Here is a 21,240-nt window from a genome sequence, read left to right as displayed (position 1 = left end):
AGCCGATGCTCGTGGCCCCGCGCACGGTGCGCTCGCCGTGGAGGTTCGCGATCGAACCCGCACCAGCGGACTCACGACGGTCTTCACCGGCTGGTTGGCCCTGCTGGCGTCGGACCTGAACGCCCTCACCGAGACGGTGGTCCTCGGCTCGGTGGCGCTGACGGCCCTGCTGACCCTGAACGGAATCGCGGTGGCGACGACGGCGGTGATGATCGCCGGCACGGGAGCCGCGTGGGCCAGGCGCTGGTGGACCGTGCGGGGCCGAGTGGCGTACACGATCACGGCCCTCGCGGCCATCAGCTACCTGACGGTGGCCTTCACCTACAACCTCGTCGGAATCCCGGTCGGCTGAGGCGAGCACCGCCTGAGCAGGGTCGCTGGACAATGTCGGAAAAACTTTCTGGTCGACGGCAACCTGTGGGCGACGGATCGCATGTACCCGGGTGTAAGCGACGATCGCCACGATCCATAGGGGCCCGGAATGTCTTCACGTCACCTCCTGCTGCCTTCCGTTGTCGCCGCCCTGGTCGGGCTCGCTGGTTGCAGCTCCACGGCGTCGCCCGGGCCGAGCCCAACCGCACCTGCCCCGACGTCGGCTGCCGCGACCACCGGCACCGTCGGCGCCTCGCCCACGGTGGCTGCCCCGGCGGCCGGGAGCGCCGACTGTCCGTCGGTGGCGACCCTGCAGAAGCTGGTCGAGCTGCCGAAGGGTTGGACCTTCGGCGGTGTCCGGTGTGTGCAGGACTGGGCGGGTGCCGATCCGCAGGGCCCGACGGCCGGGGACGGCGTGTACCTGTTCCACTACGTGGCCGGCGCGGGCTGGAAGTACTACGACCAGGGCAGCGGATGGGACTGCGAGGATCTCGGCCTCACCGCGTCGGCGCCGTTCTGCATCTCGGATCCGGTGCCGGCGACCAGGCCGGCGAACGGTGCGGCCACGGTTGCCAAGTGCCCTTCGGCGAAGACTCTGGAGAAGTTGGTCGAGCTGCCGAAGGGTTGGACCTTCGGCAGTGTCGAGTGTGTGCAGGACTGGGCGGGTGCCGATCCGCAGGGCCCCAACCCCGGCGACGGCGTGTACCTGTTCCGCTTCGTGGTGGGTACGGGTTGGAAGTACTACGGCGACGGCAGCGGGTATGACTGCAAGGATCTCGGCCTCGCCGAGCCGGCGCCGTTCTGCATCTCCTGACCGGGGTGACCTCGGTCGACTGCCTGCGGCGCACACCCCGTACGGTGGGGGTATGGCGGATGCCATAGACGATCTTTTCTGCGAGTTCGTTCGGGCCCGTTCGTCGGCGTTGTTGCGGACGGCGTTCCTGTTGACCGGTGATCGGCATCTGGCTGAGGATCTGGTGCAGGATGCGTTGGCGCGTACCCATCGGGGTCGGCGTCGGCTGGATGATCCGGGGCACTTCGAGGCGTACACCCGTACCGCGATGTATCACCTGCATGTGAGTTGGTGGCGGCGCCGCAGGATCGTCGAGTCCCTGCCCGGGGAGTTGGCTGACGTGGTGCAGCCGGGCGGTGATCATGCTCGGCGTACGGATCTCAAGGTTGTCCTGTACCAGGCTCTTGCCCAGCTCACCAGGCGGCAACGGGCGGTGCTGGTGGTGCGGTTCTTCGAGGACCGTAGTGAGGCTGAGGCCGCGGAGCTGCTGCAGTGCTCGGTCGGCACGATCAAGAGTCAGACCAGCAAGGCGCTGGCCCGTATGCGGCAGATCGCGCCGGAGTTGCTCTCGGCCGTGCTGGAGGAGGCCTGATGACCGACGACCTTGGGCCGCTGCGTCAGGCCATGTCCGAGCTGAGCGAGTACGGCGGCACCGCCGACCTGTACGAGCGTGCCCTGCGTAAGTCGCGGCAGTCGCAACGGCGGATGGCGGTCGGCACCGCCGCCGCGGCCGCGGTGGTGGTGTTCGCCATCGGCGCTACGGTCGCCGTCGCGACCGGCCACCGCCCCGGCCCGTCGACGCCGCCGGCAGCCACTCCCACCGGTGACCGATCCCAGGATCCCGGTTGTCCGTCGACGCAGACCCTCGGGACCCTGGTCGAGCTGCCGCCGGGCTGGTCCTTCGCCCCCACCGGGGTGGAGTGCGTCGAGACGTGGGCCGCGGCCGAGGTGCGGCGCCCGGACACCACAGGCGTGATCTACCTGTTCCACCACACGGCCGGCGTGGGCTGGCGATACCACGATCAGGGCGGCGGGTGGAACTGCACGGAACTCGGCCTGACCCAGCCGGCGTCGTTCTGCACGTCCTGACCGCCCGGCTGGGAATCCCCGGCGGACGTCGCCCACGGGTCTGAGTATCAGTTGGCCAGGCTCAACGCCGTCGCAGGTGTTCGGGACTGTTCGACACAACTCGAATGCCTTGCCGACGCAAGCCCGCTTGGCGCACCCTATCCGCGATGACGGATTCGCCGTTCTCAGACGCCCCGCCTGCCTGAGGCGCAGGTCCCAGGCATCCCGCTTCCACTCACCGCAGGTCCGGCCACGCAGGTCAAGAGAGCCAGGAAGCACACCTGCCATCGACGCCGCTTACGCACCGGGAGGCGCAGTTGAGCGAGTTGTACATCGCGGTGCTGGGGCCACTACGGATCCAGGTCGGCCAGGCGACGGTGCGGATCGGGCCCCGGCTCGCGGCGCTGCTGTCGGTGCTCTTGCTCGAGGCCGGCAAGCCCGTCCCGGCGCAGCGCCTGATCGACCTGCTGTGGGACTCGTCGCCATCGGACAGTGCGCCAGTTACGCTGCGCAGCCACGTGTCGCACCTGCGGCGGGCGCTGACGCCACAGCGGCCGCCGAGCGGGGGAGGCGTCCTCGTCACGGTCGGCAGCGGCCGAGGTCTGGCCTACCGACTCGACCTGTCGGCCGAACAGGTCGACGTGCACCGCTTCGAGGAGGCCTGTGCGCAGGGCCGGCGTCTGCTCGTGGACGGTGGCCCGGAGCAGGCCGAACGGGCGGCCGGGCTGATCGGCGCGGCCCTGGCCCTGTGGCGCGGACCGGCATATCCGGAGGTGGCGGACCGGCCGTTCGCGTTGCCCGAGGTGGCCCGGCTGGAGGCACTGCGCCGCTCGGCCCGCAATGGCCATGCCGAGGCCCTGATCGCGCTGGGTCGGTACACGGAGGCCGTCGGAGACCTGACCCGGCTGGTTGAGGAGGAGCCGTACGACGAAGGCGCCCGGCGGCTGCTCGCCTCGGTGCTGCACGGCCTGCGACGTACGGATGAGGCCGTCCGGATCTGTCGCACCGGGTTGACGCTGCTGCGGGGCCGTGGCCTGGACGCGCCGGCGCTACAGCAGCTGCTGCGCTCGATTCTCGACGGCGAGGCACCGCTGACGGCCACCGGGCGACCTGCCACCGACGCCGGTCCGGCCCGCGCCGCGCGGGTCGTCTGCCTGCTGCCGCCCGATCCGCCGCGGTTTGCCGCCCGGGCCGCCGAGTTGGCCCACGCGGAGCAGGCGATCCGTGTGGGGGAGAGCCCTGCCACGGTCGTGGTGACCGGGCCGGCCGGGGTGGGCAAGACGACCTTCGCCGTTCGGCTGGGACACGCCCTCGCGGACCGGTTCCCAGACGGAAACCTCTACGTCGACCTGCGTGGCTTCGACCCGAACGGGCCCGTCATGACCACCGCCGAGGCGTTGCGTTGCTTCCTGGACGCGCTGGGCGTGCCCGTACACCGGCTGCCCGCGACCATCGAAGCGCGAGCCGGACTGTACCGCCGGCTGTTGGCCGACCGGCGCATGGTGGTCGTGCTGGACAACGCCCGGAACGCGGATCACGTCCGGCCGTTGCTGCCCGGCGCGACCGGCTGCGCGGTGGTGGTGACCAGCCGTGACCAGCTGGCCAGCCTGGTCACCGTCGACTGCGCCCGGCCGATCGCCCTGGGCGTGCTGTCGGCCGCCGGCTCCCGGGAGCTGATCCGCCGCCGCCTCGGAACGGCGGCGCTCGACGCCGAACCGGAGGCGACCGACCAGATCGTCGCCTCGTGCGGCGGGCTACCGTTGGCGCTGGCCATCGTGGCCGGCCGCGTCGCCGCCAACCCCGACGTCGCGCTGAGTACGCTCGCCCGCCGGTTGCGGGCGGCACGGGGCGGCCTCACCGAATTTGCCAGTGCCGACGCCGCCGCCGACGCGCGGTCGGTGTTCTCCTGGTCCTACCGCACGTTGGATGCAGGACCTGCGCGGTTGTTCCGGTTGCTCGGGCTGCATCCCAGCGCGGGGGTGACCGCCTGCGCCGCGGCGAGCCTGGCCGGCCTGCCGCCGGAGGTGGCCACGGAACACCTGGCCGTCCTGGTTCAGGCGCACCTGGTCACCGTGCCCGGGAAAGGCCGCTACCTGGTGCATGACCTGCTGCGCGGTTACGCCGCCGAGCTGGTCGCGGCCGACCCCGCCGCACACCGGCACGCGGCGCTGCGTCGGGTGCTCGACCACTACCTGCACAGCGCCGTCGCCGCCGACCGGCTCCTGGTGCCGGCCCAGGACCCGATCGCGCCGCCACCGGGCCCGCTGGCCCCCGGGGTGACCGCGGAGCCACTCGGCGACAACCAGCAGGCCCTGGCCTGGCTCACGGCCGAGCACGCGACGCTCGTCCACGCGTGCGACTGGGCGGGCCGGGCCGGTTTCGACACCCATGCGTGGCAGCTCGCCCGGGCCCTGTCGACCTATCTGGAGGATCAGGGCCACTGGTCCGACTGGGCCACCACCCAGCAGTTCGCGTTGACGGCAGTACGGCGCTCGGCCGATCCGGCGGCTGAGGCCGGAGTTCACTACCACCTCGCCCGCGCCTGCCAGCGACTCGGCCGACATGACGACGCCCACGACCACTACCGGTCCGCGCTGACCGGATTCGCCGCGGTCGGCAACCGTGTCCACGAGGCGCACACGCACCGGGGCCTGGGCGGGCTGTTCCAGCGGGAAGGCCGCGCTCAGGAGGCGCTGGGCCACGTCCGCCGGGCACTCGACCTGTACCGCGACGTGGGTCACCAGGCCGGGCAGGGGATGGCGTTGAACAACATCGGGTGGCTGCTCGCCCAGCGGGGTGAGTTCCCGTCGGCCCTGACGTACTGCCGACAGGCTCTCGCCGCGCTGCAGGAGGTCGGTGAGCGCCACGCCGAGGCCGCCACCTGGGACAGCCTCGGCTACATCCAGCACCGGCTGGGTCAGCATCGGCGGGCGATCACCTGCTACCAGCGGGCCCTGGCGCTCTACGAGGATCTCGGTGACCGTTTCGGCATGGCCGAGACCGGTCGCGATCTGGGCGACCTCCAGGCCGGTGTCGGAGACCGGGCGGCGGCCGTCCGGTCCTGGTCGCAGGCGTGGCGAATCCTCGACGAACTCGGTCATCCCGAGGCCGACGAACTGCGGACCCGGCTGGACGTACCGCCGGTGAGCTGAATCCCGGCCCTCGCCCGAAGGGCTTCCACCCAGTTTCCACAGCGGCGGTCAATCATCACCTCGGGCCGGTCGCTTCCGCCGGCATCGACACGGCGCAGGGTGGGGGATGCGGTGTTTCGGTTACCAGTGAGTTGGGTCGGTAGGGCTGCCGCCATTATCGCGATGTGCGGTCTGCTGGCCGTGGCCGGCGGTGTCCCGCCGGCCGATGCGGCCGGTCTCGTGACGGTGAGCGGGCCGGACGCCACGTTGCCGATGACTGGCACGCCGTCGACCCCGCTTGTGGTTTCCGGCGCGGCGGGCGGGACGGGGCGCATGACGGCGGCCGGTGGGTTCTCGAACTGGAGCTACTTCAACAAGCCGTTCAATGACAGTCGATGCAAGTACCAGAGCGTGTCGGTGGCCCGTATGCCGGAGAACAACCGGCTGGACGTGTTCGTGCACCTCTTCTGCGACATCCCGAACACCGCTCAGGCCTACACCTTCCAGGCTGTCCTCATCGGAAACACCTGGCACGGGTGGTACGGGATTATGACTCCGTCGTACGGCTACCTCGGCACGAGTGGGCCGAGCGCCACCTTCGCGAACCAGGACCGGCTCGACATCTTCGGCCAGAGCACCGACTCCCGGCTGCTCCAGTGGGGCTGGCAAAACCCCGACTGGTTCGGCTTCTACGACCACGGTGCCCCCAAGCCATCCGGTTACCACGAGGTTCTCACCAGCGGCCCGGCCGCCACCTGGACTCGCAACGGCAGCCAGTTGCACGTCTTCGGACGGGGCCCCGACTACAAGTTGCACTACACGAAGTACACCGCCGCCGGCTGGGAGAACTGGGTCAAGGTCGACGCCAACCTCAACAGCGAACCGAGCGTCGCCGCGCACGCCAACGGGAACCGCATCGACGTGTTCTACCAGGGTGGCGACAACGCGGTGTGGCAGGTGTACCACCTGGAGAACGGCGGCTGGCAGCAGCGGGTCTCCCTCGGCGGAAACATCACCTCTCCGCCGACCGCCACCTGGGTGCCGAACGGCAGCCGGCTCGACGTCTTCGCCCGCGGCACCGACGGATACCTGTACCAGAAGTTCTGGACGGCGGCCGGCGGCTGGAGTGGCTGGTTCAACCTGGGCGGTCAGATGGAGTGGGGCAAGGCGCCCGCCGCGTCCTGGCGCAGCGACGGGAACCGGTTGGACATGTTCGTCATCACCCCGGACGACAGGCTGGCCAAGAGCAACTGGATCTGCTGCTGATTCCGGATCGCGTGCAAAGAGGAGTTGGCGTGCACATCCGTCGTAGTCGCCAGGTGCGGGCGCTCACCGCCCTGGCCGTCGCCGCACTGCTCGACCCGTCGGCCACCCCGGCCCAGGCGCGGCCCGGTGCCGTACCCGCGCCAGCCGGGCGGCCGGCCTCCGCGCCGCACGTCCCCGAGCGGGACCGGGCCGTGGTGCTGGGCCCCGGATGGCGCGGCTCCACCGACCGCGCCGTGGTCGGCTCCGGCGACGCGGACGGGTTCCACCTCCTCGTCGCCGACGCCGCCCAGGGGTACGGCTGGTCGACGCTGGCCACCCTCTCCGAACCGGGACTGGACACCGACCGGTGGATCGGCAACGTCTGTGTGACCGGCTCCGGCCGGAGCGCGGTGGTGGTCTACGCGCCGCGAACCTTCACCAACCGGGCGGACCTGTTCGACCGGGGCGGGTTCACCGCCGTGGTCGACCTCCACAGCGGAGCAGTGCGCAAACTTCCTGTCACCTCCAGCCTCGCCTACTTCAATCCTGGCTGCGGCGCAGGCGAGAAGGCCGTCCTCACCCAGGCCGGCGGCGACGAGCTGGACCGGACCCGGCTGATCGAGGTCGACACGGTCACCTCCGCGCTCGGCACTCCCGTCGAGGTCCCCGGCGAGCTGACGTCGCCGGTACCGACAGCGGGCGGGATCGTCGCCGCCGACGCGGGGGCGGTGGTCCGGGTGGACGGCGCGGGACGTCGCCGGGTGCTGACCGCCGCCACCGGTGTTCCGTTCCGCCTCGCCGCCGACGCGGACGGCGGTGTGGTGTTCATGGAGCGCGCCGGTACGGACCGGGTTCTGGTGCGGCGGGCTCCGACCCGTGCGGTGACCACCGGGCGGGCGGTCGCCGCGACGCTGGCGACCGGCCGGCTCACCGACCTGAACGTGACAAGTGGCCGCGGCGGGCGGGTGTTCGTCGCCGGCGTCGGCAAGCTCGACCGGGGGCTGCGGGCCGACACCGGTGTACCCGGCGTGTCCCTGGTGGACGTGCCGGCCGGCGCCCAGCTCTCACTCTCCGGCGAACTCGCGATCACCTCGGTGCTGCCGGCCGGCACCGCGAGCGCCGAGGCCGGTTCGGCCGGGCAGGTCAAGCTGACCCCCGAGATGGACTCGACCCGGCCGGGCCACGCACCGAGACGGCAACCGTTGACGATCGCGGCCACGTCGCTGACCACCGGCCGCGCCGCGAGCTTCCTCGTGTCGGCGCAGGAGCCGGCAGCCGGCCGGACAGCCGACGGCGGCCGGCAGCTCAGCCCAGCGGTGCGGACCTCGGCATCACCGGCGACCCGGCGGCTGGCGGGGGACCCGAACGATCCGGGCGCTCTCGCCGAACGGGTGTGCGCGGTTGCCCGCAACGACCCCGCGAACCAGGCGGTGCAACCGCGGCCCCGGCAGGTGGAGTGGGCCGTCGACCAGGCCGTCCGGCACGCGTTGACGGTGCAGCGACCGGCCAACTGGAAGAACCTGGGCATGCCGGCGTACACCCCGCAGGGGCTCTTTCCGCCGGTGCCACTGGTCGGGGGTGGTTACGTACCCGCCCAGGTGATGCTCGGGGTGGCGGCGCAGGAGTCCAACCTGTGGCAGGCGCCGCGCTTCGTCGTACCGGGCGTGACGGCGAATCCGCTCATCGGAAACTACTTCGGCGTCGACATCTACAACAGCGACGAGTCCGACGACTGGACGATCAACTGGTCCGAGGCCGACTGCGGCTACGGCGTGACGCAGGTGACCGACGGCATGCGCCTGGCCGGGCGGGAACGACCGGGGGAGACCGCGCTGCCGTATCAGAAGCAGAGGGCGGTGGCGCTCGACTTCGCCGCCAACATCGCGGCCGGGCTGCAAATCCTCCAGCAGAAGTGGAACCAGGTCAGATCCGCGGGAATGACACTCAACAACGGCGACCCGGCCAAGCTCGAAAACTGGTTCTACGCCGTGTGGGCGTACAACTCAGGCTTCTACCCGGACAGGGGCGACGGGTCGCCCTGGGGGCTCGGCTGGGCGAACAACCCGGCCAACCCGCGCTACCCCGCGAACCGCACCGCGTTCCTGGACGTGTCCTACGCCGACGCCGCGCATCCTCAGCACTGGCCGTACCCGGAGAAGATCATGGGCTGGGCCGGGCACCCGGTAGAGGTCCTGGACGCGCCGAACACCCTGGTCTCCGGATTCCGCCCCGCCTGGTGGAACGGCACCGCGACGACCGCCCCGCAGAACCGCAGCGCGGTGAAGCCGCCGGTGAACCAGTTCTGTAACGCCTCCAACCAGTGCCAACCTGGGCAGGCGTACCCGCCCGACGCCCCGGACGTCATCGGTGAGCCGGCGGGGCCCTGCGCCCACCGGGACAGCGCCGGCCGGATCGACCTGCGCTGCTGGTACCACCAGTCCAGCACCTGGAAGTGGGACTGCTCGTACAGTTGCGGCAACGAACTGCTGCGCTTCGACCCCGGGTACGCGTACCAGGAGGACGGCACGGCCTATCCGCCGACGTGCACCCTGGACGGGCTGCCGGCCAATGCGCGGATCGTCGACGACGTGCCGGACGGGACACCCGCGGTCCGGCCCAACTGCGGGCGTCCATGGAACAACGCCGGCACGTTCAGCCTCACCTTTCCGGCGGACGCCGCCGGCCAGTATCCCGGCAAGATAGACACACATCAGCTTGGCGGCGGATTCGGCGGGCACTTCTGGTTCACCCACACCAGGACCGCCGACGACGAGGACGGCAAGCTCGCGGTCACGGCGAAGTGGCGGCTCAGCACGTCGCACAACGGGCCGATGCGGATCATGGTCGCGTTGCCGGACCACGGCGCGCACACCGCCCAGGCGCGCTACACCATCCGGACCGCGCAGGGGAACCGCACCCGGACGCTCAAGCAGCAGGGCAGCGCCAACCGGTGGGTTCCGCTGGGCACCTATCTGTTCAACGGCGTACCCGAGGTGACCCTGAGCTCGGTCACCCCGGACGGCGACGGCAGCGACAACATCGCCTTCGACGCGGTGGCCTTCGTGCCGGTCAGCGGCACCTACCGCGAGGAGTCCATCGAGGCGGTCGCCGTCTTCGACGAGAACCAGAACGTCGACGTGTCCGCCCCGGCCTCCTGGATCTCCGGTCCGATGGCGGGCCAACAGGCGCTCTACGACTGGGCGCTGCATCGCAGCGGGGACCTCCTGGCCCTGCCGATCTGTTCGACGCCGCCGCTCGGACAGTGCGTGACCACGCAACTGCGCCAGTTCGCCCAGAGGTGGCGGGACGAGGTGCTGGCGGCCGGTACCGACCCGGTGAACCACCCGCCCGGCAACAGCGTCGGCCGCTGGCTCGGAATCGCCCAGCCGTACACCGATCGGCCGACGAGCAGTCAACGACCTGCCCACTTCGACGACGACGACCGGATCAAGAATCGGGTGAAGGCGACTGTCTCGTTCGTCGTCGGTCCGGACGGCTTCGTGATCCCGGGCAGCGAGTCCGCGACGTACGAGCATCGCACCGGCAACACCCACCTGCCGCGGTTCGTCCGGGACCTGTTCGAGTCGATGCGGCACAGCTTCGGGATCCAGCCGCCGAATCTGCAGTACACGTTGCCGGACCTCAACGCCCACGACGGAGGCCTGACGACGGCGAATCCGGCCGTCGACGGGAAACTGCCCGGCCGGGCCTACGCCTTCGCCGGCCGAGCGCCCGCTCTGGTCGACGCCACCGGCGCCCGCTCGGACGCGCAGGCAACCTGCGTCGTCGCCCTCACCGTCGGCGGCGGGTCGATCGGCTATCGGCCGATGCTCGGCACGTCCGGGCCTCCGACGGCGATGGCCGACTGGGTGGGCCAGATCAACGCCCACCCGGTCGCCGCGCAGTCGGTCCGGGACCTCGCCGACGACATCCGGCGGCTCTTCTTCGACGCGGGTCTCGCACCGGGCGCCGACGCGAGCAGCTTCGTCCACGCGCCCCCGATCTGGCAGGAGTTGCACTTCAAGGCCTGCGCGAACGGGACGATGCAGCGGATCGAAAACCTACCGCTGCTGCGGTCGAGTTGGATGCCGGACCAGTACCTGTACCGCAACGGCTCCGCCATCAACCACGACGGCCAGGCCTCCGCCAGCAGCCTCCCGGTCACCCGGGGCGACTTCCAGATGTTCAGCAAGCTGCCCGACCTGCCGGGCAACCCCTGGTCACCCAGCCCGTTCGGTCAGTGCACCGAATTGACCGGCCAGTCCGGGAACCCGTGGGACATGTCCCCGTTCCCGTCGCTGGAGCAGCCGATCCCGGCACCTCCTGCCGCGAACCCGGACCGGGCGCATTTCTGCCTCAACACGACGCTGCCCAGCGATCCCGGGCACAGCAGTTACGGAGGTTGACGGACGGGTTCGGGGGGACCCGGGGGATTCGGCTGCCGTGGCGATCGCTGTGCTAGGAATCCACGGCGTCGCGGTGGCGGCGGGGGCCCGGTACGCCCTGGGACTGCGACATCGACCGCAGTCCCAGGTAGAGGAACGGCAACAGCAGGAACAGATCGGCCAGGTGCGCGATGGACGCCTCCCGGGTGATGCGGCTCAGCGGGAACACGACCGCGCCCAGGCTGACCATGATGCCGACCGGAAGTGGCGCCACGCGCGTCCTCGCCAGCACGAGGCCCAGGACGAACAGGCTGATGGGAAACAGCGGTCCGCACGTCCAGTACACCGCGAACGCGGCGAACGGGTGCTCGCCGAGTCGTTCGACCGCATCGGCGTGGGAGACGGCGAACAGGCCCTCGTGAATACTCTGTACGCCGTAGGCCACCCCGCCGATCGCGCCGAACACCGTTACCGGCAACCCGACCGCGACGTACCTCGGCGTGCTGGGCCGCAGCCGCTCGAACAACCCGATCAGCCCGATGAGCCAGCACGCGGTCGACAACACGATGATCGTGCCGGCGGTGCTGCCCTGAGTGTCGTTCTGCCAGAAGAAGCCGGCGAGCAGATTCAACGCCGGACCCAAGATGAGAAACATGACCGGAACGCTACGAGCGGCGTACCCGTACCGGATCTGCCATCGGTGGGCGTCGGCCTACCGCAGTCGCGGTAGGCCGGCAAGCCCGCTGCGGTACGCGAACACGACCAGCTGGGCCCGATCGCGCGCCCCGAGCTTCGTCATCGCCCGGTTGGTGTGGGTCTTCGCCGTGGCCGGGCTCATCCTCAGCCGGTCCGCCACCTCCACTGTCGACAGGCCGTCGGCGACGAGGCCGACCACCTCCCGCTCCCGCGAGGTCAGGCTGTCGAGGCCGGGGACATCTGGACCGCTGGCGAAGGCGGCGATCAGCCGTCTGGTCACGGCGGGCGCCAGCAGCGCGTCACCGGCGGCGACCAAGCGTACCGCCCGCCGCAGCTCGTCCGGCTCCAGATCCTTGAGCAGGAACCCGCTCGCGCCGGCCTGCAGCGCCGCGAAGACGTACTCGTCCAACTCGAAGGTGGTCAGCACCACAACACGTACGTCGGGCAACCTGGCATCGGCGAGGATGCGCCGGGCGGCCGTCAAACCGTCAGTGCCCGGCATCCGGATGTCCATCAACACGACATCCGGCCGGTGCGCCCGGGTGAGAGCGATCGCCTCCTCCCCATCGGTTGCCTCCGCGACGACCTCGATGTCCGGCGCCCGCTCCAGCAGGACCCGGAAGCCCGCGCGGACGAGGGTCTGGTCGTCGGCCAGCAGGACCCGAACCGTCATACCGGCAACCACCCCCGCACCTCGAAGCCGCCCCCGTCGGCCGGCCCCGCTCGAAGCCACCCACCCAGCCCACCGGCGCGCTCGGCCATGCCACGCAGCCCGTTGCCGGCTACCGGGACGCCACCCCGCCCGTTGTCGCGCACCGTGACCGACAGTCCGTCGGGACGGTATCCGACACGTACCTCGATCCGGGCCGCACCGGCGTGCCGCAACGCGTTCGTCACCGCCTCTTGGACGATGCGGTAAGCGGTGGTTTCCACGGCCCGCGGCAACGCCCGCGGCTCGCCATCGCAGGTCACGACCGCACCTGTCGACTCGGCCAGCGCGGGCAGCCGATCGAGCGTGGGCGTCGGCGGCTCCGGCCCGGCCGCCGGGGTGCCGTCGCGCAGCACGCCCACCGCCGCGCGTAACTCCACCATCGCCTCGCGGCTGGCCCGGCGCACCTCGCGCAGCGCGGCTCGGGCCTGGGCGGGATCCTCGTCCAGCACGTCGGCCGCGACGCCCGCCTGCACCGACACCACGGCCAAGGTGTGCGCCGTGACGTCGTGGAGCTCCCGGGCGATGCGGATACGCTCCTCGACGACCCGCTGCTCGGCGGCCCGGCTCTGGTCGGCCGCCAGCAACGCCAGCTGGGTCCGGCGCCCGCGCACCACCTCGCCGAGCAGCAACGCCGCCACGAACACCACAGTCGAGCTGTCCAGCGACGTGTCGAACGGCCGCGCGCCGGCCACCGCCACCCGCCCCTGGGCATCCAGGAGCACGAACAGGGCCGCGACGATGAGACCCACGCGCTGCCGCGACGCCGCACCGACGGAGTACAGCGCGACCCACGCGGGCACCGCCGTCGCGCCACCGGGGTAGTGGTAGATGTGGTAGGCCAGGTAGAGCCCGCCCACCAGGACCAGCACACCGACCGGCCACCGCCGTCGAACGAACAGCACGAACACCATCACGGCGGCGGCAGCGTACGCCCACAGGTCCGGCACTCGGTCACCCAGCGCGACCGGCGTCGTCGCGAGCCGGTACGCGGTCAGCACGCCCACGGCCGCCACGATCATCGTCTCCACGACCCAACGCCGCATACCGCCAGACAGTACGGACTGCCGGACCCGTCGACATACCACGAACGTCGTATCCGCCTCGGGTGAGCCGGTTACCGGCAGAACAGGACGCCTTGGCGAAGACCTCCGCGTATGGTTACTACTGCGACGTCAGGTGCCACAGACGCACCCTTCCTGTGCTGTCCCGAGTGAGGAGACGGCTTCCGTCGGGGCTGAAGGTCATTCCATTGATGGCCCGATTGATCCATGGTTCTGGGACCTGGGTTCCATCGATTTTGTAGAACCGCATACGGTCGTCCCCATCGGCAACGGCCAGGGTCTGTCCATCGGGCCGGAAGGCGACGTCGCCCCCCGGCGATCGCCTCGATCGTGACGACGAACCGGCTGGCCGAGGAGTTCCAGAGCCGGACGTTCTCACCGAGACCTGCGATGGCCACCAGCTGCCCATCAGAGCTGACCGCAACCGCCGGACGGGTTCGGTCGGAATCGATCCGGCCGATCTCGGCTCCCGTGCGTGTGTCCCACAGTGATGCCGAATACTTCATATGCTCGGAGAGGACCGGCTTGCTGTACTCGGAGGCGAGCAGTACGTGCCCGTCGGCGCTGAACAACAGCCCTCTGATGCCGTTGGTCGGCTGCGGAGGTCCAATGGTCTGGCGGCTCTGGACATCCCAGAGCTGCCAGCTTTCTCTGCCCTCCGTGACCAGGGTTCTGCCGTCAGGGCTGAAGGAGCCCGCGGACCAGACCGATGCCTCTTTTCGGCGGGGGTCGTCGTCAAGAACGGCAGACCACCGGGTGAAGGGGTTGAACAGTCGCAACCCATCCTCAACAGAGTCGAGAGCCAGTATCTGTCCATCTGGGCTCATGGCGACCACGCTGCCTGCCTCGCCTACGTCCGCGCGGGAGGTCACGGCACCGGCGTAGAGCAGGCCGAGGACCGGGTGATCGATGCGATCAGTAGCCAGCGGGGTAGCGCTGACCCCAGCCGCCACCAGTGCAGGTTGGGGTCTGCCGGTCCCGCCGTCAGACGCCGGATCAAAAACGCGATCCAGCGGCCAGCCCGGTCGGCACAGACCCACCGCGACCCTCGGCGACCGGTCCGATCTCACTCCGTCAGTATCGCCGACGTCGGCCTGCCCGTTGGCCTGCACTATCCGCAGAAACGGTCGGATTCAGGCATCGGCCTACGCCACACATCGGGCGTGAGCACCGTGAAGTAGGTCGGGTCGCGCAGGGCCACTGCGGGTTGGCCAGGAGTGCTCGGGTAAGCAGTTGTTGGGCTGGGACACCAGGCGTGGTCGGTCCAGTTCCTCACTGCTGCACGCCGGTTGCCGGCCGGCGTGTCGCAACGGCCGGGTGGCTGGGCCACCCGGCCGTTGCGACGTCAACCCGTCAACCCTCTAGATTCGTTGGAGTTTGAATCGCTGGTTGGCACCGGTGCCGGGTGTCCACTGGGAGATGCGGGCCCCGTCGGCGGTCGAAGCCTGCCAAACGTCCATTGCCAGACCGCTCTGCCGGTTGATGAGCCTGACCACCCCGGCGCCCTGGTCGTCGACCCGCCATTGTTGGCTCGCGGCGTTGGGAGCGTCGGGTTGTTGGGTGATGTCGGCGCCAGTGCTGTTGCTGGCCGCCTGCAGGAACAGGCCGCTGTGCCGCACCCTGATCCGGAAGTGGCCCCCGTCCGCCGACACGAACTCGAACTGCTGGTTCTGTCCGCTGCCGCTCTGCCACTGGATCAGCAATCCGCCGGCGGCGGTGGACGCACCGTTGATGTCGGCGGCCTTGCCGCTGTGCTGGGCCACGAGCCGGTAGTACGCACCGGCCTCGACCGGCCCCGAGTTGACCCCGGACGCGCGGTAGGTGTGGCCGGCCTGGCCGGTGAACTCCACGAGATCGGTCTCGATCCGCGTCGGCTGGACGGCGCTGCCGCTCGTCTCGTCGCGCAGTTCGAAGGTGCCGGCGAAGATCCGGTTGCGAACGCGGATGGGGCCGGCGCGGTCGGGAGTGACGACGAGCTCGATTCGGCTGCTGCTCCAGGTGGCGCCGACGGTGTGTCCGCCGCGGCCCCGGAGCCCGGTGACCTGACCGGCCGACCAGGCGGATGGTAGGGCGGGCAGGAGGTGCAGTTCGCCGGCGTGGCTCTGGAGCAGCATTTCGGCGATGCCGGAGGTGGCGCCGAAGTTGCCGTCGATCTGGAAGGGCGGGTGCAGGTCGAACATGTTCGGTGCGAGCCGGTCGGTGCGTACCAGGTCGCGGAGGAGCTTGTGGGCGCGGGTGCCGTCTTCCAGCCGAGCCCAATAGTTGATCTTCCAGGCGAGTGACCAGCCGGTGCCGTCGTCGCCGCGCAGTTCCAGGGTCTGTCGTGCGGCCTGGTGCAGTTGTGGTGTGCCGCGTTTGGTGATCTGGTTGCTGGGGTGCAGCCCGTACAGGTGGGAGACGTGCCGGTGGGTCCGCTCGGTCTCCACCCAGTCGGCGAGCCATTCCTGGACGTTGCCGCGGGACCCGACCCGCGTCGGGGGTAGCCGGTCCCGGGCCGTCAGTACCTGGGTGCGGTAGGTGGCATCCACGTTGAGGACTTCGGCGGCCCGTGCGACGCCGTTGAACAGGTCACGCAGGATCTGGTTGTCCATCGTCGGCCCCGCGCACACGCTGGCGTTCGTGTGGTGACGCAGCTCGGGCGAGTTCGACGGATTGGTGACGAGGTAGCCGAGCGTCGGGTGGCTGACCAGCGTGTCGAGGAAGAACTGGGCAGCGCCCTTCATGGCCGGGTAGTTGGCGCGCAGGAACTCGACGTCCCCGGTGAACTGGTAGTGGTCCCAGATCATGGTGGCCAGCCAGGCCCCGCCGGTCTGCCACATTCCCCACAGGGCTTCGTCGACCACCGAGGAGCCGCGCCACGCGTCGGTGTTGTGGTGGGTGACCCAACCCCCTGCGCCGTACTGCACCTGAGCGGTGCGGGCGCCGGTCACCGTCAGATCTTTGATCATGTCGAAGACCGGCAGGTAACACTCGGCCAGGTTGGTGGTGTCGGCCGGCCAGTAGTTCATCGGCAGGTTCGCGTTGATTGTGTACTTCGAATCCCAGGACGGGGCCATCTGGTCATTCCAGATCCCCTGCAGGTTCGCCGGCTGGCTGCCCGGCCGCGAGGAGGAGATCAGCAGGTAGCGACCGTACTGGAACAGCAGCGCGGAAAACTGCGGATCGTTGACGCTCGCGTGCTGCGCGATCCGCACGTCGGTCGTCTGGTCGGCCGCCGTCGTGCGTCCCAGATCGATCGACACCCGGTTGAACAGCGCCTGGTAGTCGGCCACATGTCGGCTGCGCAACTGGTCGAAGCCGACGGCGCGGGCCGCGTCGAGGTGCCGCCGCGCGATGCCCTGGTAGTCGCCGTTGACGGTCCGGTAGTTGACGTAACTGGATCCGATCGACACCAACAGGGTGACGCTTGTCGCGCCGGAGACCCGCAGCGTGCCGCCGGAACTGCTGACCGTACCGCCGCTCACGGAGGCATTGGCCAGAGCAAGGAAGCGGACCTGCCCGGTGATGCCCTCCATGTTGCCGGAAACACCGTCGAGGCCGATCGTGGCGGCGTCCGGGCTGGACACGGTCGTCCGTTGCGGGCTACTGAACGTGGCGGTGAACGTGATCGCGTTTGCCCGGTCAGCGGTCAACCGGATCACGATCACCTGGTCCGGTGCGCTGGCGAAGACCTCACGTTGAAAGCGCACCCCGTTGAGCACGTAGCTGGTGGTAGTGGTGGCCGTGGTCAGATCGAGGGTCCGCTGGTACTGCGACGCCCCGCTGGCACTGCCAAAAGCCAGCCGCAGGTCGCCGACCGGCTGGTAGGCCAACTGCCCGACCGGACTGCCCAGCATGGTCTGGTTGATCAGATCCTGCGCCTGCGTCCACTGATCGGCGAAGACCCGCCGCCGAATCTCCGCCAGGTTGGCCGCACCACGGGTGTTGGCCGAGTCATACGGGCCACCGGCCCACACGGTGTCCTCGTTGAGCTGCAGCCGCTCGGTGTCGACATTCCCGAACACCATCGCGCCCAACCGGCCGTTACCAATCGGCAGAGCCCGTAACCAATCCGTACCCGCCGCCTCGTCGTACCACAACGCCATGTCGTTGGCGGCCAGCACGTTTGGGGGTGCGGTCGACCCGGCCCGAGCGGCTGCGGTCCAACCCCCCGGCAGCAGCATGGCACCAGCCCCAGCCGCCCCGGCGCCGAGAAGTTTCCTTCGTGTCACTTCAGACATCTTGTCTCCTTCGCGCAGCCGAGCGACGCAGCGGCGGCCCCAGCCGCCCCCGGTGGTGACGACCCCAGGGCAGGAGAAGCGGAACGTCGACGAGGACGTCGCCTGAGTCCTTCGTGGGTGTCGCGGCGTCCAACATTCGTCAGACGTCACATGTTAACTACACAAATCGGAGACGGTCAATGCGTAACCGCAGGACCACACGCGATGCTGTCGTCCCGACCGTCCACCCAGCCCACACCGTTCGCGCCATCGCCCTGCGGAGTCGGCGTGCACGAGGCGATCGACTGACGGGTGCTTCCCTAAAGGTCAGACGTACCCTCCGGGCCGGGTCGGTCCCCGCAGTCGGCCCGGCGCCGCCGCCGTGTCCGGCACCACGCACGCCGGTGGCCGAGACCCACCCGGCGTGGCGGCGCTTGCCGTGGCGCAGGCCCTGGCGGTCCATCGCCCGGAGGCGCCGCGACCGGTGCCTCTGCCCCTCTGTCTCAGGCATCAAGGATCTGCCATTCCTGGCTGATCTCGCCGCTGACCGGTTGCTGGACCACCCTGGCGCCGTCCGCGGTGGAGCCGCCCTCGACCCCGACACACCAGCCATTGCTCACGTTGACGAGCCGGTGGTACCCGCTGGTCGTCGCCGGGACAAGATTCCACCACTGGTTACGTCCGCCGTTGTCGGCCCATTGCACGAGTGCCGCGCCCTGGCCCGAGCCACCTGGACTGTCCAGGACCTTCCCGCTTTTGACCCCGGCCAGCCGGAATGAGCCATCGCTGTTGGGCAGCAGCCGCCACTGCTGGTTGGTCGCGCCGGTCCATGGCCACTGGATGACAGTTGCCCCGTCCGTGGTGGAGCCGCCGTTGACGTCCAGGACCTTTGCGCTGCGCCGGTTGACAAGTCGAACGACGCCGCCGGCCGAAGCGGCGGGCAGACCTACGACGACCTGTACCTGTTGCCCGGCCGTCAACGAGATCACCCGGGCATGCGGGCCGAGCGGCGAGGGGGTGACCGTCGCGGACGTGGTGATGGATGCCATCCCGCGCCGGCTGAGGAGGGTGATCGCCTGGGTGATCGTCGAGGTGAGTGCCACGGTTACCGAGCGACCAGGCAGATCCCAGGTGAGGCTGTGAATGCGGACCTGGTTGCGTCCGCGGACCCCGGTGATGGTGCCCCTGGCGAGCTGGCCGGGCACGGCGGGCAGCAGCTCGATGATGCCGGGCCTGGTGTACACGAGCGCTTCGCTGAGCACGGCCGGCAGCGTGTTGGCGGCATCGGCGTTGTAGGTCTCCAGATTCGGGTTGTGCGCCGTCATCAGCGACCGGAAGATCATGTTGTTGCCGATGATCTTCCGGAGGTTGCTGTAGACGCCGGCACCGTCCTTCAGCCGAGCGGAGGCGAGGGCTCGATGCAGGCTGCCGTGCGCGGAGGTGTTCTCGTCACCGCGCAGCGCCAGGGCCCTGAGCGCGGCGGTGACCAGCCCGGGAGCCTCCTCGGGATTGATCTCGTGCAGGGGCCACGCGCCGTACAGGTGATGCACGTGCCGATGGTTGTAGCGATCCGTCAGGCCCGGCCAGGACCATTCGGCGAGGGCGCCGCTCCCGTTGACCGTGTAGGGCGGAAGCTTCGCCAGCAGGGCCGTCCAGCGTGCGACACCCTGGCCGGCGCCCTGTTCGACACCGAGCGCGTTGGCAGCCTCGACGGCCGCCCGCAGGGCGTGTCTGCCGGCCTGGATGTCGCCGGTGGCGTTGATCGCCAGCAGGACGTTCGTGCTGGCCGGCGAGTTCTCCATCGAGAACGACGGCACGAACACCACACGGCCGGCCGAGTCGGTGCGGGTCAGGAAGTCCTCGTAGAACAGCGCCAGCTCCATCAGCGCCGGTCCCAGCTTCTCAGCCAGGAACGTCCGGTCCCCGGTGACCTGGTAATACTCCAGCAACGGGTAGAGCAACCAGTCCGCGCCACCGGTCCAGCACTGGCCGGGGAAGCCGGGGTCGAAGTGCAGCATGTACCCGTACTCGCCGTCGGTTCGCGACGGGGCCAGGAAGCCGCGGGCTCCGTACAGGTTGCGAGCGTTGGTGCGCCAGTGCGCGAGCTGGCCGAGGATCAGGTTGAAGTAGCCCTGCATGGCATCGGTGAGGTCGAGAATGTTGCCGCCGGCGACCTGCAGGTTGATGTTGGCGTCGGTGGTGAAATCGTCGGCCCAGGCGCCATTCCAGGTGCCGGCCCAGATTCCGGTCAACCGCGGCGGCAGTACGCCGCTGGAGCTGATGAACAGGTAACGGCCGCTGTCGTAGAGGCGCTCCAGCAGGGCCAGATCGATGGTGTTGCGGTTGGCGTTCTGCCGGGCGATCAGCGCGGTGGTCGACAGCTGCCGGTCGGCGGCGGAGACGTTCAGGTCCAGGCGGGAGCGATCGAACATCGCCGAGTGCAGGGTGACGTGCCGGGCACGCAGTTCGGCATAGTCGGCGCGAACCGCGGCCAGCGCCGCGTGCAACGGCTTGCTGTCCCAGGCCGTCGATGACTCGTACCTGTCGAGTTTGGTCAGCAGGACGAGCCTGGTTGCCGCGGTGACGACGATGCTCGACCCGTTCGCGGCTACCGTGCCACCGGTGGCGACGACCCGGGTGACGCCCTCGAAGCCGAACGCGCCCTGCCCGGACGGGTAGGTGCCGCGCAGGTTCAGGTAGCCGGAGCCGTCAGTGACGCTGGCCAGGGTGGTGAAACGGACCGAGCCGGGGACGCCCGCGAGGGAGGTGTTGACGCTCAGCGTCGCGTCGATCGTTCGGCCGGATGCCGGGGTCAGTTCGTGTACGACGACGTTGTCGGCCCGGGAGGCGAAGGCGCGGCGAGTCCAGGTGCCGTAGCTGTCGGTCCAGGTGGAGGTGACCTCCCCGGTTCGGAAGTCGGTGCTGCGGGCGTACCCGTTGGCGGTGGTCATGCCTGGCGTGCTGATCTGCACCTCGAAGCCGGGGTGGTAGGTCTGGGTCCAGCGCAGGCTCCAGCCGGCCGCGAAGTCCGAGTTGGCTCCGGCGTAGTTCCCGGCCAGCGCCTTGTCTCGCACGCCGGCCAGCCGCCCGGAGATTACCGGCGGGGTCACGCCCCGGCTGCCGTTGGGCAGCACGAAGCGGTGGTGATTGAAGATCACCTTCTCGAGGGTCGGCGTTCCGTACAGGACGGCGCCGTACTCGCCGTTGCCGGTGAGGAACCCGTCCGTCCAGGTCGTCGCCGCGGCGGTGTCGTAGATCCCGCGCTCGGGCAGCGCGACCTGAGGCGCGACGGCGGCGGCCCGTCCGGCGCCCACGGTCGGGATCAGGGCCGCCGATCCGGCGGTCAGCGCGGTGGTGACGAGCAGGCGCCTACGGCTCACGGGCAGGTCTGACATCAAAGTTCCTCTCGACACCGAGGCTGAAGGGTGGTGCGTCATGTCGTGGTCAGACGCGTACGAACTGCCACTGTTGGTTGGTCCCGTTGTTGGCGGTCCACTGCACGACCTGCGCTCCGTCGCTGGTCGAGGCACCGGAGACGTCGGCTGTCAGTCCGCTGCTGCGGCTGACGATGGTGTAGT

The 21,240-nt window shown here is 69.9% G+C and carries 14 protein-coding genes; 7 read left to right on the top strand and 7 right to left on the bottom strand.

The window, feature by feature from the left end; genetic code table 11:
- Positions 1 to 37 precede the first annotated feature (37 nt).
- From AB0B57_RS21255 to AB0B57_RS21225, 7 genes are all read left to right on the top strand, one after another.
- A complete protein-coding gene (locus tag AB0B57_RS21255) occupies positions 38 to 352 on the top strand; it encodes a hypothetical protein (protein WP_357072266.1) in 315 nt (104 codons plus the stop codon).
- A 321-nt stretch (positions 353 to 673) separates the two neighbouring features.
- Positions 674 to 1,186, top strand: a complete 513-nt coding sequence (locus AB0B57_RS21250; protein WP_357072263.1) for a hypothetical protein — start codon at positions 674 to 676, stop codon at positions 1,184 to 1,186.
- 52 nt (positions 1,187 to 1,238) lie between these two features.
- Positions 1,239 to 1,757: a SigE family RNA polymerase sigma factor gene (locus AB0B57_RS21245; protein ID WP_357072260.1), complete on the top strand. Its 519-nt coding sequence runs from the start codon at positions 1,239 to 1,241 to the stop codon at positions 1,755 to 1,757.
- A complete protein-coding gene (locus AB0B57_RS21240; RefSeq protein ID WP_357072257.1) occupies positions 1,757 to 2,254 on the top strand; it encodes a hypothetical protein in 498 nt (165 codons plus the stop codon). Before AB0B57_RS21245 ends, AB0B57_RS21240 begins: the two co-directional genes overlap by 1 nt.
- 296 nt (positions 2,255 to 2,550) lie before the next feature.
- Positions 2,551 to 5,385: a tetratricopeptide repeat protein gene (locus AB0B57_RS21235; RefSeq protein ID WP_357072254.1), complete on the top strand. Its 2,835-nt coding sequence runs from the start codon at positions 2,551 to 2,553 to the stop codon at positions 5,383 to 5,385.
- A 162-nt stretch (positions 5,386 to 5,547) separates the two neighbouring features.
- Positions 5,548 to 6,630, top strand: coding sequence for a hypothetical protein (locus AB0B57_RS21230; RefSeq protein WP_357072251.1), 1,083 nt, complete (start codon positions 5,548 to 5,550; stop codon positions 6,628 to 6,630).
- 29 nt (positions 6,631 to 6,659) lie between these two features.
- Positions 6,660 to 11,015, top strand: a complete 4,356-nt coding sequence (locus AB0B57_RS21225; RefSeq protein ID WP_357072248.1) for a hypothetical protein — start codon at positions 6,660 to 6,662, stop codon at positions 11,013 to 11,015.
- A 52-nt stretch (positions 11,016 to 11,067) separates the two neighbouring features.
- Here the strand turns inward: AB0B57_RS21225 and AB0B57_RS21220 are convergent, their stop codons facing one another.
- The 7 genes from AB0B57_RS21220 to AB0B57_RS21190 all read right to left on the bottom strand — a co-directional run bounded on the left by AB0B57_RS21220 (position 11,068) and on the right by AB0B57_RS21190 (position 21,232).
- On the bottom strand, positions 11,068 to 11,649 hold the full coding sequence (locus AB0B57_RS21220) for a hypothetical protein (RefSeq protein WP_357072245.1): 582 nt from the start codon (positions 11,647 to 11,649) through the stop codon (positions 11,068 to 11,070).
- Positions 11,650 to 11,706: 57 nt separating this feature from the next.
- Positions 11,707 to 12,363 (bottom strand): response regulator transcription factor, encoded by a 657-nt coding sequence (locus AB0B57_RS21215; RefSeq protein WP_357072242.1) that lies wholly within the window; start codon positions 12,361 to 12,363, stop codon positions 11,707 to 11,709.
- Positions 12,360 to 13,445, bottom strand: a complete 1,086-nt coding sequence (locus AB0B57_RS21210) for a sensor histidine kinase (RefSeq protein ID WP_357072239.1) — start codon at positions 13,443 to 13,445, stop codon at positions 12,360 to 12,362. The genes AB0B57_RS21215 and AB0B57_RS21210 overlap by 4 nt, the downstream gene beginning before the upstream one ends.
- 118 nt (positions 13,446 to 13,563) lie before the next feature.
- On the bottom strand, positions 13,564 to 13,647 hold the full coding sequence (locus tag AB0B57_RS21205; protein ID WP_357072734.1) for a hypothetical protein: 84 nt from the start codon (positions 13,645 to 13,647) through the stop codon (positions 13,564 to 13,566).
- Positions 13,648 to 14,824: 1,177 nt separating this feature from the next.
- Positions 14,825 to 17,683 carry a glycoside hydrolase N-terminal domain-containing protein gene (locus tag AB0B57_RS21200; protein WP_357072235.1) on the bottom strand — a complete coding sequence of 953 codons (2,859 nt, stop codon included), beginning with the start codon at positions 17,681 to 17,683 and terminating at the stop codon, positions 14,825 to 14,827.
- A gap of 482 nt (positions 17,684 to 18,165) precedes the next feature.
- Positions 18,166 to 21,057: a glycoside hydrolase N-terminal domain-containing protein gene (locus tag AB0B57_RS21195; protein WP_357072232.1), complete on the bottom strand. Its 2,892-nt coding sequence runs from the start codon at positions 21,055 to 21,057 to the stop codon at positions 18,166 to 18,168.
- A 49-nt stretch (positions 21,058 to 21,106) separates the two neighbouring features.
- A complete protein-coding gene (locus AB0B57_RS21190) occupies positions 21,107 to 21,232 on the bottom strand; it encodes an RICIN domain-containing protein (protein ID WP_357072731.1) in 126 nt (41 codons plus the stop codon).
- Positions 21,233 to 21,240: the final 8 nt, after the last annotated feature.

The sequence above is a fragment of the Micromonospora sp. NPDC049101 genome (assembly GCF_040648675.1).
Lineage (GTDB): Bacteria > Actinomycetota > Actinomycetes > Mycobacteriales > Micromonosporaceae > Micromonospora.
Note: the sequence above shows the minus strand (reverse complement) of the source record. Positions and strands in the feature narration are given on the sequence as shown.